16 protein-coding genes are annotated in these 13,900 nt (G+C 65.4%); 9 read left to right on the top strand and 7 right to left on the bottom strand.

All coding sequences use genetic code 11. The features are described 5' to 3' along the window. Positions 1-97: 97 nt before the first annotated feature. Positions 98-1,075: an SPFH domain-containing protein gene (locus tag M0208_RS01190; RefSeq protein WP_258889921.1), complete on the top strand. Its 978-nt coding sequence runs from the start codon at positions 98-100 to the stop codon at positions 1,073-1,075. Then, positions 1,072-1,506 (top strand): NfeD family protein, encoded by a 435-nt coding sequence (locus M0208_RS01185; protein WP_258889920.1) that lies wholly within the window; start codon positions 1,072-1,074, stop codon positions 1,504-1,506. Before M0208_RS01190 ends, M0208_RS01185 begins: the two co-directional genes overlap by 4 nt. On the opposite strand, the gene M0208_RS01180 is transcribed toward M0208_RS01185, so the two are convergent. From M0208_RS01180 to M0208_RS01170, 3 genes are all read right to left on the bottom strand, one after another. After that, the gene (locus M0208_RS01180) at positions 1,496-2,128 is read right to left on the bottom strand and encodes a class I SAM-dependent methyltransferase (RefSeq protein ID WP_258889919.1); all 633 of its coding nucleotides are present in this window, start codon (positions 2,126-2,128) and stop codon (positions 1,496-1,498) included. The two genes, M0208_RS01185 and M0208_RS01180, sit on opposite strands and share 11 nt — an antisense overlap. Positions 2,129-2,151: 23 nt before the next feature. Continuing rightward, positions 2,152-3,390, bottom strand: coding sequence for a DUF3419 family protein (locus tag M0208_RS01175; RefSeq protein WP_258889918.1), 1,239 nt, complete (start codon positions 3,388-3,390; stop codon positions 2,152-2,154). A gap of 91 nt (positions 3,391-3,481) precedes the next feature. Continuing rightward, positions 3,482-5,089, bottom strand: a complete 1,608-nt coding sequence (locus M0208_RS01170) for a phosphoenolpyruvate carboxykinase (RefSeq protein WP_258889917.1) — start codon at positions 5,087-5,089, stop codon at positions 3,482-3,484. Positions 5,090-5,247: 158 nt separating this feature from the next. Between M0208_RS01170 and M0208_RS01165 the strand changes: the two genes are divergently transcribed. The 7 genes from M0208_RS01165 to M0208_RS01135 are packed head-to-tail and all read left to right on the top strand — an operon-like array spanning position 5,248 to position 10,386. After that, positions 5,248-5,952 carry a response regulator transcription factor gene (locus M0208_RS01165; RefSeq protein ID WP_258889916.1) on the top strand — a complete coding sequence of 235 codons (705 nt, stop codon included), beginning with the start codon at positions 5,248-5,250 and terminating at the stop codon, positions 5,950-5,952. Then, the gene (locus M0208_RS01160) at positions 5,921-7,495 is read left to right on the top strand and encodes a stimulus-sensing domain-containing protein (RefSeq protein ID WP_258889915.1); all 1,575 of its coding nucleotides are present in this window, start codon (positions 5,921-5,923) and stop codon (positions 7,493-7,495) included. The genes M0208_RS01165 and M0208_RS01160 overlap by 32 nt, the downstream gene beginning before the upstream one ends. Further along, positions 7,492-7,911, top strand: coding sequence for an HPr kinase/phosphorylase (locus M0208_RS01155; RefSeq protein WP_258889914.1), 420 nt, complete (start codon positions 7,492-7,494; stop codon positions 7,909-7,911). Before M0208_RS01160 ends, M0208_RS01155 begins: the two co-directional genes overlap by 4 nt. Then, positions 7,908-8,825, top strand: coding sequence for an RNase adapter RapZ (gene rapZ / locus M0208_RS01150; RefSeq protein WP_258889913.1), 918 nt, complete (start codon positions 7,908-7,910; stop codon positions 8,823-8,825). The genes M0208_RS01155 and rapZ overlap by 4 nt, the downstream gene beginning before the upstream one ends. Positions 8,826-8,856: 31 nt before the next feature. Beyond that, positions 8,857-9,270 (top strand): PTS sugar transporter subunit IIA, encoded by a 414-nt coding sequence (locus M0208_RS01145; RefSeq protein WP_258889912.1) that lies wholly within the window; start codon positions 8,857-8,859, stop codon positions 9,268-9,270. Next, on the top strand, positions 9,267-9,536 hold the full coding sequence (locus M0208_RS01140; RefSeq protein WP_258889911.1) for an HPr family phosphocarrier protein: 270 nt from the start codon (positions 9,267-9,269) through the stop codon (positions 9,534-9,536). Before M0208_RS01145 ends, M0208_RS01140 begins: the two co-directional genes overlap by 4 nt. Positions 9,537-9,591: 55 nt before the next feature. After that, positions 9,592-10,386 carry an RNA methyltransferase gene (locus tag M0208_RS01135; protein WP_258889910.1) on the top strand — a complete coding sequence of 265 codons (795 nt, stop codon included), beginning with the start codon at positions 9,592-9,594 and terminating at the stop codon, positions 10,384-10,386. 1 nt (position 10,387) lies between these two features. Here the strand turns inward: M0208_RS01135 and M0208_RS01130 are convergent, their stop codons facing one another. The 4 genes from M0208_RS01130 to recR all read right to left on the bottom strand — a co-directional run bounded on the left by M0208_RS01130 (position 10,388) and on the right by recR (position 13,864). Further along, complete coding sequence (locus M0208_RS01130) at positions 10,388-11,140, bottom strand: AAA family ATPase (RefSeq protein ID WP_258889909.1); 753 nt, start codon at positions 11,138-11,140, stop codon at positions 10,388-10,390. Positions 11,141-11,144: 4 nt separating this feature from the next. Continuing rightward, entirely contained in the window at positions 11,145-12,539 is a 1,395-nt protein-coding gene (gene rmuC, locus M0208_RS01125) for a DNA recombination protein RmuC (protein ID WP_258889908.1), read from the bottom strand. 163 nt (positions 12,540-12,702) lie between these two features. Further along, the gene (gene def, locus M0208_RS01120; protein WP_258889907.1) at positions 12,703-13,236 is read right to left on the bottom strand and encodes a peptide deformylase; all 534 of its coding nucleotides are present in this window, start codon (positions 13,234-13,236) and stop codon (positions 12,703-12,705) included. Between the two features lie 31 nt (positions 13,237-13,267). Then, a complete protein-coding gene (recR, locus tag M0208_RS01115; protein ID WP_258889906.1) occupies positions 13,268-13,864 on the bottom strand; it encodes a recombination mediator RecR in 597 nt (198 codons plus the stop codon). Positions 13,865-13,900 lie beyond the last annotated feature (36 nt).

The following is a 13,900-nucleotide window of genomic DNA, read 5'->3' as shown; positions in this document are numbered from 1 at the left end:
GAGTGGCGGGCCATGTAACCGCAACCGCCGCGAACTGCTAGGCCCCCGCCCGATCGGCTGCTAGATACGCGGGCAGATACCGTGGGGAGCGCGCGCGATGGAACTGACGGCCGTAATTCTGGTGCTGGCGCTGGTGCTGTTCTACCTGTTCACCAGTATCAAGATCGTCCGCCAAGGCTATCAATATACGATCGAACATTTCGGCCGCTACACCACGACCGCGGCGCCGGGGTTCAATTTCTACCCCGCGTTTTTCTATCGTGTCGGCCGCAAGGTGAACATGATGGAGCAGGTGATCGACATTCCGGGACAGGAGATCATCACCAAGGATAATGCGATGATCTCGACCGACGGGGTCGTGTTCTTCCAGGTGCTGGACGCGGCGAAGGCGGCGTATGAAGTGTCGGACCTGTACGTCGCGCTGCTCCAGCTGACGACGACAAACCTGCGCACGGTGATGGGGTCGATGGACCTGGACGAGACGCTGTCGAAGCGCGACGAGATCAACGCGCGGCTGTTGTCGGTGGTCGATCACGCTACGACGCCTTGGGGGGTGAAGATCACCCGCGTTGAGATCAAGGACATCCGCCCGCCCGCCGACATCGTCAACGCGATGGGGCGGCAGATGAAGGCGGAGCGCGAAAAGCGCGCCAACATTCTGGACGCCGAAGGATCGCGCGCGTCGGAAATCCTGCGCGCCGAGGGACAGAAAGCGGCGCGCATTCTCGAAGCCGAGGGGCGCAAGGAATCGGCGTTCCGCGATTCGGAGGCGCGTGAGCGGGCGGCGCAGGCCGAGGCCTCGGCGACTCGGGCGGTGTCTCAGGCGATCGAGGAAGGCGGCGCGCAAGCGATCAATTACTTCATCGCGCAGAAATACGTCGAGGCGATCGGCAAGTTCGCGACCAGCCCGAATGCCAAGACGATCCTGTTCCCGGTCGAGGCGACGCAGCTGATCGGGACGCTGGGCGGGATCGGCGAACTGGCGAAGGATGCGCTGGCCTCGACGACCGCCAAGCCGCAGCCTCAGGCGAGCACACCCCGCGTGAAGGGGCCGATCGAACCGGGCGTGCAATGAGCGCAGGGACGTGGTGGCTGCTGGCGGCGGTGGTGCTGGGCATCGCCGAGTTGCTGATACCGGGCGTGTTCCTGGTGTTCCTCGCGCTCGCCGCGGCGATCACCGGTGTCGCCACGCTGGTGCTGAGCGACCTGCCGATCGCCGCGCAGCTCGGGTCGTTTGCGGTGTGGAGCGCGGTTACGGTGCTGATCGGGCGGCGCTGGTATCGCGATTATCCGGTCGAGACGAGCGACCCGCTGCTGAACGATCGTGCGGCGCGGTTGGTCGGGCAGATCGTCACCGTGACGACCGCGATCGAGGACGGCCACGGCCGCGTGCGGATCGGCGACGGCGAATGGCCCGCGACTGGGCCAGCGCTGCCGGTCGGGGCGCACGCGCGGGTCGTGTCGTTGTCGGGCGGGGTCGCGGCGGTCGAGCCGGTCACGGGCTGACCGGCCGCTCCAGCACGACGCTCCACGCATAGCCGCAGTGCTGGACCGCGAAGCGGCGGGTCAGGTGCCGGTCTTGCGCGATCGTGGAGGCGCTGTCGAACAGATCTACGCGCGGGGTAACGTGCCATCGCGCGAGCCAGCCGAGCAGGAACGCACGCCACCAACGCGGCCACCCCTCCTGCTGTCCGAAATCCACGATCGACAGCCGCCCGCCGGGCGCGAGGACCGACGCGGCATGATCGATCGCGCCGCGCCAGTCGGGGATCATCGACAGGGTGTAGCTCTGGAAGACGCGATCGAACGCCGCGACGCCGAACAGCGCGACTGGATCGAAATCCCTCGCGTCCCCCTGCTCCAGTCTGATGCGGTCGGCCAAACCGGCGCGCGCGACATGCGATCGTGCGGTTTCCAGCATCGTGGCGGCGATATCGACGCCGTAGAAACGCGCATTCGGCCAGCGCCGCGCCGCGACGATCAGGTTGCGCGCGGTGCCGCAGCCGATCTCGATCACCGCGCCGCCCGCGGGCGGATCGAGTTTTTCGATCAGCCGGTCGCGCCCGAGCAAATAGTATTTCCGCGTTGCGTCGTAGAGGTGGCGTTGCAGCGCGTACATCCGGTCCATGCTTTGCGCATGGTCGGTGGCGGTCAGTGCGTGTCTCCCAGCACGTACAGATGGACGCCGCCGTACACCGCCGATCGATCACGCTTGGTGTAGTCCGCCGATTCCGCCTGCCGATACGTCCAGCGGCCCAGCACGTCAGCGGGCACGCGGCCGGGCAGGATGTCGGATTCGCCAGCGGTGCGGAACAGGACGCGCGCGCCGGGTCGCGCGGTGCGGGTGATTTCGCGCCAGAGTTGCCCAAGCTGCGCGTCGGTCATCCAGTCCTGCGCGTCGAGCAGGACGTAGCGGTCGACCGACTCGGTAGTCTGCGCAGCAAGATAGTCGGTGAAGTTGACGTGCCGCACGCTGATCCGGTCGACGCGATCAACGACCGATTGGTGATTGTCGGCCTGAAGATAGGGCGGCAATGGGGCGGCCGCTTCGTCCGAATAGCCGCGGCCGAACGCCTGCCACGCGAAGTAATTGTCCTTCAAATCGAACCCGCAGGCGAGCCGTTCAAGCCGATGCCGCAGCACATCGGCCATATGCTGTTCACCCGCCAGTTCGGTGAACTGCGCAGGCGGTACGCCAAGCCCGAACAGCGACACCGGCTGATCGACCAGCCAGCGCACGAACGCGCGGTCGAACATCGGGGCATAGTCGCGCGCGAAAATCTCCTGCTGCTCCTCGATCGAACGGGCCTGCAGGATCGATCGCGGATCGATGCCGTTCAGCCGCGCCAGCAGGTGCGCCGCGCCGATGAACCGGCCGAGCAGCCCGCGGCGGTACATCCCGTGGGCGAACCCACCGATCCGCTGCCGGCCGGTCAGATCGCGGCCTTCCCAATAGCGCCGCGTCGGATCGTCGATATGCGGGCGGATATGCGCGCGATACGCCGCGATATTGTCGGCGGAGTTGGCACTGCCGAAGAAACGGCGGAACGTCGCGTGATCGGGCAAGTGACGCGCCGCGACGACCTTCAGCTTGTTCAGCGCGATATGCGCGGTGTTCAGGTCGATCGCGGTGATCGCGCGCGGGTTTGCGGTCAGATATGACAGCACGTTGCAACCGCCCGAGGCGATCGTCACGACATGGCTGTCGGGCGTGATCGCCAGCGCCTCCATATCGACCGCCGGGTCTTCCCAGATCTGCGCATACACCAGCCCGCGAAATGCGAAGGTGAAAGCGCGTTCGAGCAGGCCCTGTTTCGACAGATGCTCGTGCCGATGAACGGCAGCGCGCACCGCAATATTGCGGGCGACAGTCGATCGGGATGCGGTCATGGAACAATCTCCGGGGCGCGGCTGCCGGTCGGCTAGCCGCGCCCCGTGAAATTACCGCGTCGGGACGATGACCATCCCGAGACGATCGCGCTTAGGCCGGTTGCGCGACCTTGGGGGCGGCCTGCCGAACGCCTTCGTCGACCGCGCTTTCGAACTGCGCGAAATTCTCGACGAACAGGTCAACCAGTTTCGCCGCCGTCGCGTCGTAACCGGCCTTGTCCGCCCACGTCTCCCGCGGATCGAGGATCGCGCTGTCGACGCCGGGCACCGCGACCGGCACCTTGAAACCGAAATTGGGATCGGTGCGGAATTCGGCGTCGTTCAGGCTGCCGTCGAGCGCGGCGTTGAGCAACGCGCGGGTCGCCTTGATCGGCATCCGGTTGCCGACGCCGTATTTTCCGCCGGTCCAGCCGGTGTTGACCAGCCAGCAATCGACCCCGCCCTTCGCGATGCGGCTTTTCAGCAGATTGCCGTAAATCGACGGGTGGCGCGGCATGAACGGCGCGCCGAAGCAGGTGGAGAAGGTAGCGTCGGGTTCGGTCACGCCGATCTCGGTCCCGGCTACCCGCGCGGTGTAGCCCGAGAGGAAGTGGTACATCGCTTGATCGGGCGTCAGCTTCGCAATCGGCGGCAGCACGCCGTAGGCGTCGGCGGTCAGCATCACGACGTTTTTCGGAACGCCGCCCATATTCTCTTCCGACGAATTCGGGATGAAGTCGATCGGATACGCGCCGCGGCTGTTCTCGGCGAGGCTGTTATCCTCCAGATCGAGCTGGCGCGTGACGTTGTCCATCACGACGTTTTCCAGCACCGTGCCGAAACGTTTCGTCGTCGCGAAGATTTCCGGCTCGGCATCTTCCGACAGGCGGATCATCTTGGCGTAGCAGCCGCCTTCGAAATTAAAGACCGCCGTGTCGGACCAGCCGTGTTCGTCGTCGCCGATCAGCGTGCGGCTGGCGTCGGCGCTGAGCGTCGTCTTGCCGGTGCCGGACAGGCCGAAGAACACCGCTGTCGATCCGTCCGCCCCCATGTTGGCGGAGCAATGCATCGGCATCACACCGGTCGGCGGGAGCAGATAGTTCAGCAGGCCGAACACCGATTTCTTCATCTCGCCGGCGTATTTGGTGCCGCCGATCAGGATAAGTTTCTCGGTGAAGTTGACCGCGATCACCGTTTCGCTGCGGCAGCCGTGGCGGGCCGGATCGGCGCGGAAGCTGGGCAGGTCGATGATGGTATATTCGGCTGCGAAGCCCTTCAGCTCCGCCTCTTCGGGCCGCACCAGCATCGTGCGGATGAACAGATTGTGCCAGGCGAGTTCGTTGACGACGCGGACGCGAACGCGGTTCTCCGGTTGCGATCCGCCGAACAGATCCTGGACGAACAGGTTTTCCTTCTCACGCAGCGCGGCAAGGAAGTCGGCCTTCAGCGCGGCGAAATGCGCCGGCTCCATCGGTTTGTTCGATTTGCCCCACCAAACGCTGTCGGCTGTCTCGGCATCCTGCACGATGAACTTGTCATTCGCGCTGCGGCCGGTGTGCGCGCCAGTTTCCACCACCAAAGGCCCGTCGGCGGACAATTTTCCTTCGCCGCGTGCGACCGCGGCCTCCACCAGCCGCGCGGTCACCAGGTTCCAGTGCAGCGTGGCGCGGGTCTCGATTCCCTGGGCCTCCAGCCCGGCGTCAGGAATGCGGTCGCTCAATGGTCGTCCCCTAAGAATGCTGTTTCGTTGTGCCGCATACGTATGCGTGCTTGCACCGGCGCATATCGGTGAGGCCCGGAATCGTCAAACACCCGGATCAAGCGCCATCGCACGCGCGCCATTGAGCGTGTCCCGGCTTTGGACTAACCGGGGCAGACATGACGGCTACGATCGCACTCGTCGATGACGACCGCAACATCCTGACTTCGGTTTCGATCGCGCTCCAGGCGGAGGGATTCGTCACGCGCATCTATTCGGACGGCGAGACCGCACTGAAGGCGCTGATCGAAAATCCTCCCGACCTGGCGATCTTCGACATCAAAATGCCGCGGATGGACGGACTGGAGCTGCTGCGTCGACTGCGCGAGAAGCTGGCCACACCTGTGATCTTCCTGACCAGCAAGGACGACGAACTGGACGAGGCGCTGGGGCTGGCGATGGGGGCGGACGATTATATCGCCAAACCGTTCAGCCAGCGCCTGCTGATCGCCCGCATCCGAGCGATCCTGCGCCGCGCCGAACTGGCCCAGCCGGGCGCCGCAGACGTGCCCGAATCGCAGGGTCCGATCGAACGCGGGCGGCTGACGATGGACCCCGCGCGCCACCGCGTAACGTGGGGCGAGCAAAACGTGACGCTGACGGTCACCGAATTCCTGATCCTCGAAACGCTGGCGCAACGCCCCGGCATCGTGAAGACGCGCAACCAGTTGATGGATGCGGCGTATCAGGACGACATCTACGTCGACGACCGCACGATCGATTCGCACATCAAGCGCGTCCGGCGGAAATTCCGCGAGATCGACCCCGAATTCGATGCGATCGAGACGCTGTATGGCGCCGGATACCGTTTCAGCGAGGAGTGAGGGGAGCGACCTCGCGCTCCGCTGGTCGGGCCGTGTCTCGCTCACCCGCCGCATCCTGGCGATCAACATCCTTGCGCTGTTGCTGCTGGCGGGAGGATTCTTCTATCTCGATTCGTACCGCAGCCGCATCCTGGATAGCCGCGTCGATCAGGCGACGCAGGAGGCGCGACTGATTGCGGAGGCGCTGAACGCTGTTTCGCCGAACTTGCGCGACCCCCTGATCGTGCGGCTGGCGACCGATACCGGCACGCGAATCCGGCTTTACGCGCGGGATGGATCGCTGATCGTCGACAGCCGGGCGTTGGGGAAGCGCAATTTCCTGTTGCTGGACCCCGACAAGGACGATTGGGGTCAGAAGGCGGCGCGGTTTCTGGACGCCGGAATCGATACTGTGGTCGGGGCGACGCGGGCGCCGTTGTACCGCGAACGCGACAATGGGCAGGGCTGGCCCGATGTGCGTGCGGCGCAGGCGCGGCGCGTGGCGAGCGGGACAGTATGGCGCGCGCCCGACCGGACACCGGTAATCACCGCCGCCGCGCCGCTCGATGACGGGCCGATCGTGCTGACCGCGATCAATACGCGCGACATCATCCAGCGCGTCCGGGTCGAGCGGTTTCGGCTCAGCATGGTGTTGCTGATCGTCACGATCGTGTCGGTCCTGCTGTCGCTGTTCCTCGCTCGGACGATCGTCCGGCCGCTGAGGCGATTGGCGCGGGCGGCGGTCCGAGTACGGCTGGGGCGCGCGCGCGAAGTCGTCGTGCCGCGGCTGCCCGAGCGCAAGGATGAGATCGGGATGCTGGCCCGCGCGCTGTCCGACATGAGCCTGGCGCTGCGCGCACGGATCGATGCGACGGAGGCGTTTGCGGCGGACGTGACGCACGAGATGAAGAACCCCCTCGCCTCGTTGCGCAGCGCGGTGGACGGCCTTGCGCAGGTAAAGGATCCGGTACTCCAGGCGCGTCTACTGGCGATCGTCCAGGACGACGTCCAGCGCCTCGACCGGTTGATCAGCGACATTTCGGAGGCGTCGCGCCTGGACGCACAGCTCAGTCGCGCGAAATTCGAGCCGGTGGACATTAACGCCATGATCGCCGGGCTGCTGCATCAGCGCGAAGATCGCGGGGTGGAGCGTGGCGTGCGGCTGCGCTTCGACCAGCCGGGCGGCGACGCATTGATCGTGTCGGGCGAAGGGGCGCGACTGGAGCGGGTGTTCGAAAATTTGATCGACAATGCGATCTCCTTTTCACCCGATGACGGCCTGATCACGATCGGAGCCCGCCGCGACGACGGTGATCTGGAGGTGCGGTTCGAGGACGAAGGTCCGGGCGTGCCCGAGGATGCGCGCGAGGACGTGTTCCGCCGCTTCCAGTCGATCCGCCCTCAGAGCGAGGCGTTCGGGCAGCATTCGGGCCTGGGCCTCGCCATTGCGCGCACCATCGTCGAAGCGCATCAGGGCGCAATCGCGGTCGAATCGCGTGAAGACCGCCTGAGCGGGGCGCGGTTCGTCGTACGCCTTCCGCTGTCCGATCCGGGGATCATGTGACTGACCGAGAGACGATCCACGCCACCACGGTCGCGATCGATGGGCGTGCGGTACTGATTTCCGGGCCGTCGGGGTCGGGCAAATCCGACCTGGCGCTGCGCCTGATCGATCGCGGGGCTACGCTGGTATCGGATGATTACACCGAGGTGCGCCGCGACGGTGATGGCCTGATCGCTGCGCCGCCCGCGACAATCGCCGGGCGGATCGAGGTGCGCGGAATCGGTATCGTCCCCTTCCCGCATCTGGCCGACGCGAAGGTCGCGCTGGCGGTACGTTTGGGTGGACCGGTAGAACGGCTTCCCGAGCGCGGTCGTCGGGTAATTGCGGGTGTGTCGGTACGGGAGGTTGCGGTCGATGCCTTCGCGGCAACCGCACCGATCAAGTGCGAACTGGCGTTGCGCGAGGATCTGCCGTGAGCTCTGCCCCACCCGAGATTCTGTTGGTCACCGGCCTGTCGGGTGCGGGCAAATCGACCGTGCTGAAGACGCTGGAGGATCTGGGCTGGGAAGTGGTCGACAATCTGCCGCTACCGTTGCTCGATCGGTTGCTTAGCGCCCCTCCACCCGAGGGCGCCGAGGGCATTACGCGGCCGTTGGCGCTGGGGGTCGGCGCGCGGACACGGGATTTCGATCCGGCGACCATCGTGGCGCAGGTCGATCGGTTGCGTGCGCGGGGCCGGCACGAGATCGGGACGTTGTTCCTGGATTGCGGGACCGAGGAGCTCGCACGACGCTATGATGAGACGCGGCGGCGGCACCCGTTGGCGCAGGATCGGCCGGCGCGTGACGGAATCGAGCGCGAACGCGAACTGCTCGCGCCGTTGAAGGCATGGGCCAACCGGTTGATCGACACGACCGGTTTGAACGCGAATGGCTTGGCGCAACAGATTCGCGCCGCCTTTTCGCGCGTCGGGCTGAGCGAAGCGACATTGTCGGTGACGTCGTTCGGTTTCGCCCGCGGACTGCCGACGGACGCCGACTTGGTCTTCGACATGCGATTCCTGCGTAATCCGCATTGGGATCCCGCGCTGAAGCCCGGCACGGGACTTGACCCGGATGTTGCGGCCTATGTCGCGGCGGACCCGGCGTATGAGGAGTCGCTACGGCGGATCGAGGAACTGCTGCTGCTGCTGGTTCCGCGTTACGGGGTGGAGGGCAAGCCGTATGTATCGATCGCGTTCGGGTGTACCGGGGGGAGACACCGCTCGGTACACGTCGCCGATCGGGTCGCCACACGGTTGCGCGAAGCTGGTTTTTCCCCCACGGTGATCCATCGCGATCTGGCGGCCGCGCCGCAGGATGCGCTTGAAGGACGGCCCGCCGGGCAATGAGGAAGATGGTTTTCACGATGGTCGGCGTTCGATGATCGGGCTTGTGCTTGTCACCCACGGCCGGCTCGCGGACGAATTCGTCACGGCGATGGAGCATGTGGTCGGCCCGCAGCAGAATGTGCTGACGGTGGCGATCGGCCCAGAAGACGATATGGAAGCACGCCGCGCCGACATCGAGGCTGCGGTGAAACAGGTCGACACCGGGCGCGGCGTCATCATCCTGACCGACCTGTTCGGAGGCACGCCGTCCAATCTGGCGATTTCGCTGATGCAGCGCGGGCGCGTGGAGGTGATCGCAGGGATCAACCTGCCGATGCTGATCCGGCTCGAATCGGCGCGCAAAGCGATGACCGTGGTCGCGGCGGTGGCGGCGGCGCGCGAGGCGGGTCGTAAGTATATCTCGGTCGCGTCCGAGGTGCTGGGCATCGGCGAGGCGGCGGCTTGAGCGTGTCGCGCGAGGTGCTGGTCAGCAACCGGCGCGGGCTGCACGCACGCGCGAGTGCGAAGTTCGTGACCTTGGCGTCGGAACAGCCGATCGCGGTCGAGGTGGCGAAGGGCGGATCGAGCGTCACCGGCACGTCGATCATGGGGCTGATGATGCTGGGCGCAGCCAAGGGCGACACGATCACGATCAGCGCGGTCGGCGACGAGGCCGAGACGGTCGTCGCGACGATGTGCGCCTTGGTCGAGGCGAAGTTCGGCGAGGACTGAATTATACTTTCCCGGTTTCTCGACTTCGCTCGAAACGAACGGCTAAAGGCGGTCGATGCCCCGCGAAATTACCGCTTTCTCCAATCCGCTGATCAAATACGTCCGCGACCTGCGTGACAAACGGCATCGGCGCGAGGCGCACCAGTTCCTGGCCGAGGGGCTGCGCATCCTGACCGAGGCGCGTGACATGGATCGCCTGCCGCGGATGCTGTTCTACGCCGCCGCCAGCGCCGCGCATCCGCTGGTGCGGGAGCTGGTCATCGCGGTGGAGACGGATGGCGGCGAGGTGATCGAGACGACGCCTGCGATCCTCTCGAAACTGTCGGGCAAGGACAATCCGCAGGCGGTGGTCGGCGTGTTCGACGAATTCGAGGTCGGGCTGGAAGGATTAGATCGCGCGTCGTCGGCGATCTGGCTGGTGGCGGAGCGGCTGCGCGATCCGGGCAATCTGGGGACGATCCTGCGCACCGGCGACGCGGTCGGCGCGGGCGCGCTGATCCTGATCGGCGAGTGCGTCGACCCCTTCTCGGTCGAGGCGGTGCGTGCGAGCATGGGGGCGCTGTTCACGGTGCCGATCGTGCGGTGCGATTGGGCGGAATTCCTGACGTGGCTGCGTGACGGGCCGGGGCAACTGGTTGGACTCAGCCTGGATACGGAGACCGATTATCGGGCCGCGGGCTATTCGGCGCCGACCTTCCTGCTGACAGGAAACGAGGCGCAGGGCATGCCGCCAGAGATGGCCGCGGCGTGCGATATTCTGGTGAAGATCCCGATGCTCGGCAAGGCAGACAGCCTAAACGCGGCAGTGGCGACTGCGGTGATGGCGTATGAGGTATTGGGGCAGCAATAACCTATTCGTCGAGCATCGCTGCCACGACAGCATGTGGATCGCCGACGAATTCACGCATGATGCGGAAGTGATCAGTTTCTTCCAGCATCACTGGCTCGAGTCCGTATTTCCCCATTCGCAGAAGTCGCGCGCCGGGCATCGCCATGAGGATCGGCGAATGCGTCGCCATGATTACCTGAGCCTGCGCAGACCGATCGATCATTGTCAGGAGTTTCAAAAAATCGAACTGTCTGTTCGGTGACAAAGCCGACTCGGGCTCGTCGAAGATGAACAGTCCCGGCTGGGTGCACCGTTCGGCGAAGAAGCGAATGAACCCCTCTCCGTGTGAGTGCGAAAGGAAATCGGCACTCGGCGAACCCGCCGCATCAAGATATCTCGCGACCGAAAAGAAGCTTTCAGCCCTGAAGAACCAGCCACGACCGATCTTGGGTAGCCAACTCGCTTTCAGATGGTCTGCAAGGCAACCACCCCCGGTTTCAAGCGCACCTTCATTGTCGACGGCTCGATAGCCAGGGCCGCCCCCGCTTTCGTCGAAGCCGGCGAGCACTGCAATGCCTTCGATCAGCGTCGACTTTCCGACACCGTTTTCGCCGACGATGATCGTAATCGGGCGATCAAAAGCCAGCTCGAATTCCTGGCGTCGAAACATCGGCAAGCACAGGGGATAGGCTTCAAGGTCGCCCTTGTCCCCGACATCTAGCCATATTCGCTTGAGATAGGGCGGTGGAAGTTTGGTATGCCGATACTTCGCCAAGGCTTTATTCCCCCGGCTCGCCGATAGCCGAGCCGATTAACGCCGGCCCATCTCCATACCGCGCCAGCGCCTCCACTGGCGAAACGTCTTCAATCTCGCGCGCGCCGGTTTCGATGTTCAGGTCGCGGAATTTTCGTGCCGTCACCAGCGCGCGGCTTTCGAAGCTGCTGACGAAGCTGTTGTAGTTGTTGACCGCGCTGGTCAGGCCGCCGCCGACTTTGCGGAGGTCGCTCGCCGCCTTGGCCAAGCGATCGTAGAGTTCTTTCCCTAGAGCACCGATCTGTTGCGCTTCCTTAGCCAACCGTTCCTGCCGCCAGACCGCGGCTACGGTGCGGGCGATCGCGATCAGGTTCGTGGGGGTGGCGAGGAGGACGCGTTTTTCGAAGGCGAAGTCCCAGAGTGTCGGGTCGTGTTCGAGCGCGGCGGATAGGAAATGTTCGCCGGGGACGAACATGATGACGTAGTCGGGCGCGTCGGCGAACTGGCTCCAATAGGCCTTGTTGCCGAGACCGTTGACGTGGGTGCGCATCGATTGCGCGTGCGCGGCCAGACCGATCAGGCGTTCGGCATCGTCGACCGCGCCGAACGCGTCCTGATAGGCGTTGAGCGATACCTTGGCGTCGATCACCAAGGCCCGCCCACCGGGAACGCGGATGATCGCGTCGGGGCGCAGGCGGCCGCCTTCGTCGCCGCCGGAGACGCTGACCTCGGTCTGGAAATCGGTGTGTTCGGACAGGCCGCAGGTTTCCAGCACGTTCTTCAATTGCTGTTCGCCCCAGCGGCCGCGCGACTTGGGCGCGTTGCGGAGCGAATTGACCAGTTTGGCGGCTTCGGTGCTGACCTTCTCCTGCCCCAGTCGCATCTGTTCGATCTGGCCCTTCAGGTCGCCGAATGCGTCGCGGCGTTCGGCCTCGACCTTGGCGACGCCCTCTTCGTAGCGCTGGAGGCGGTCGCTGACCGGCTGGAGCATCGCCTTCAGGTTCTGCCCCGCGGTCTCTTCGGATTCCTTGAAGCGTTCGCCGGCGCGCTGGAGGAAGCGTTCCTGCGCTTCGGCGAGCAGTTTCTGGCCGACCTCGTTGAATTGCGCCGACAAGGCGTCCTTCGCCTCGCGCAGTTCGACCAGCCGCGCTTCGAACGCGCTGGCCTCGGCGCGGAGCGTCGCGATCTCGGTGCTGCGGCGGTCGCGGTCGTCGCGCACGGCCGTCAGTTCGGCGCGCAACGCCTCCGCCGCCTTCGCGCGTTCCTCGGCCCCGGCGAGGTCGACGATCGCGCGCTTGAATTCCTCGGTGCGCTGATCGCGTTCGGTGCGCAGCGCTGCGACGCCGCGGCTGGCGAACCACCAGCCGAGTGCAAGGCCGAGCAGGATCGCAATGAGGCCGACGGCGAGGGTTTCGGTCATGCCGCGTGCCGGAAGGTTAGGCTAAGGTTAGGCCAAGAACGCATCGGCGACGGGCGTTCGGTGGCGGCGGCGCGGATGTCGGATACACTGGTCACCGCCGGAACATAGAACGAACGACGGGTGTAGGACAGCCCCAAAATCGCTGTCCAAAATCATTGGCGCGTCAGGCGGCCTTGCGCATTTTCGCCAGCTTCTTCACCACCATGTCGCGTTTCAGACGCGAGATGTGATCGATGAACAGCACGCCGTTCAGATGGTCGATCTCGTGCTGCATGCACGTCGCCAGCAGGCCGTCGAGTTCGGCTTCATGGCTCTCGCCCTGTTCGTCGAGCCACTTCACGCGGCAGCGCGCCGGGCGCGTGACCTCGGCATATTGTTCGGGGATCGACAGGCAGCCTTCGCTGTAGGTCGACAGTTCGTCGCTAACCGACAGGATCTCGGGATTGATATAGGCCCGGGGGTCGCGGATCGCTTCGGGCTTTTCCTCGTCCTCGGTCACGCGTTCCTGCAGGTCGATGACGAGCACGCGTTTGGCGACGCCGATCTGGATCGCAGCGAGGCCGATGCCGTGCGCGGCGTACATCGTGTCGACCATGTCGGCGACGAGATCGCGGATCGAATCGTCGACCTTCTCCACTGGCTCCGAGACGAGACGGAGGCGGGGATCGGGGATTTCGACGATGGGAAGAACGGCCATGGGTGCGAGCTAATGCGCACCTTCCCATGAATCAAGCCATCGGACGCCTTGCGCGCAAGGCCTGGGCGAGCGTGCCTTCGTCGAGATAGTCGAGCTCGCCGCCCACCGGCAGGCCGTGCGCGAGTTGCGTGACGCGGACGGGGAAGCGTTCGATCCGTTCGGCGAGGTAGTGCGCGGTGGTCTGCCCCTCCAGCGTGGCGTTCATCGCGAGGACGACCTCGTCGATCCCGCCAGCCTCGATCCGGCGGACGAGCAGGTCGATGCTGAGGTCTTCGGGGCGAATTCCCTCCAGCGCCGACAACCTGCCGCCGAGGACATGGAAGCGGCCGGGGAACAGGCGCGAGCGATCGAGCGCCCAGAGATCGGCGACTTCCTCCACCACGCAGAGCGCGCGCGCGTCGCGGCGGGGATCGGCGCAGATCGCGCACGGGTCGATCGTGTCGACGTTGCCGCAGACGCTGCAATTGGCGAGGTTCGCCTCGACCGCGGTCAGCGCGGACAGCAGGGGGACCAGCGCCGCCTCGCGCTTCTTGACCAGATGCAGCACCGCACGCCGCGCCGACCGCGGCCCGAGCCCCGGCAGCCGCGCCAGCGCGCTCGTCAGCGCTTCGATCTCCCGGGAAGCCATCGGAGGAACAGATAGGGGGTTGCGCGTGACGACGCC

The sequence above is a fragment of the Sphingomonas sp. SUN019 genome (genome assembly GCF_024758705.1).
Classification (GTDB): domain Bacteria; phylum Pseudomonadota; class Alphaproteobacteria; order Sphingomonadales; family Sphingomonadaceae; genus Sphingomonas.
Note: the sequence above shows the minus strand (reverse complement) of the source record. Positions and strands in the feature narration are given on the sequence as shown.

What these genes read in the sequence shown, in the direction of transcription:
- M0208_RS01190 (WP_258889921.1), top strand. Translation starts at nt 98, where the DNA reads ATGGAACTGACGGCCGTAATTCTGGTGCTGGCGCTGGTGCTGTTCTAC.
- M0208_RS01185 (WP_258889920.1), top strand. Translation starts at nt 1,072, where the DNA reads ATGAGCGCAGGGACGTGGTGGCTGCTGGCGGCGGTGGTGCTGGGCATC.
- M0208_RS01180 (WP_258889919.1), bottom strand. Translation starts at nt 2,128, where the DNA reads ATGGACCGGATGTACGCGCTGCAACGCCACCTCTACGACGCAACGCGG.
- M0208_RS01175 (WP_258889918.1), bottom strand. Translation starts at nt 3,390, where the DNA reads ATGACCGCATCCCGATCGACTGTCGCCCGCAATATTGCGGTGCGCGCT.
- M0208_RS01165 (WP_258889916.1), top strand. Translation starts at nt 5,248, where the DNA reads ATGACGGCTACGATCGCACTCGTCGATGACGACCGCAACATCCTGACT.
- M0208_RS01160 (WP_258889915.1), top strand. Translation starts at nt 5,921, where the DNA reads ATGGCGCCGGATACCGTTTCAGCGAGGAGTGAGGGGAGCGACCTCGCG.
- M0208_RS01145 (WP_258889912.1), top strand. Translation starts at nt 8,857, where the DNA reads ATGATCGGGCTTGTGCTTGTCACCCACGGCCGGCTCGCGGACGAATTC.
- M0208_RS01135 (WP_258889910.1), top strand. Translation starts at nt 9,592, where the DNA reads ATGCCCCGCGAAATTACCGCTTTCTCCAATCCGCTGATCAAATACGTC.
- rmuC (WP_258889908.1), bottom strand. Translation starts at nt 12,539, where the DNA reads ATGACCGAAACCCTCGCCGTCGGCCTCATTGCGATCCTGCTCGGCCTT.
- def (WP_258889907.1), bottom strand. Translation starts at nt 13,236, where the DNA reads ATGGCCGTTCTTCCCATCGTCGAAATCCCCGATCCCCGCCTCCGTCTC.
- recR (WP_258889906.1), bottom strand. Translation starts at nt 13,864, where the DNA reads ATGGCTTCCCGGGAGATCGAAGCGCTGACGAGCGCGCTGGCGCGGCTG.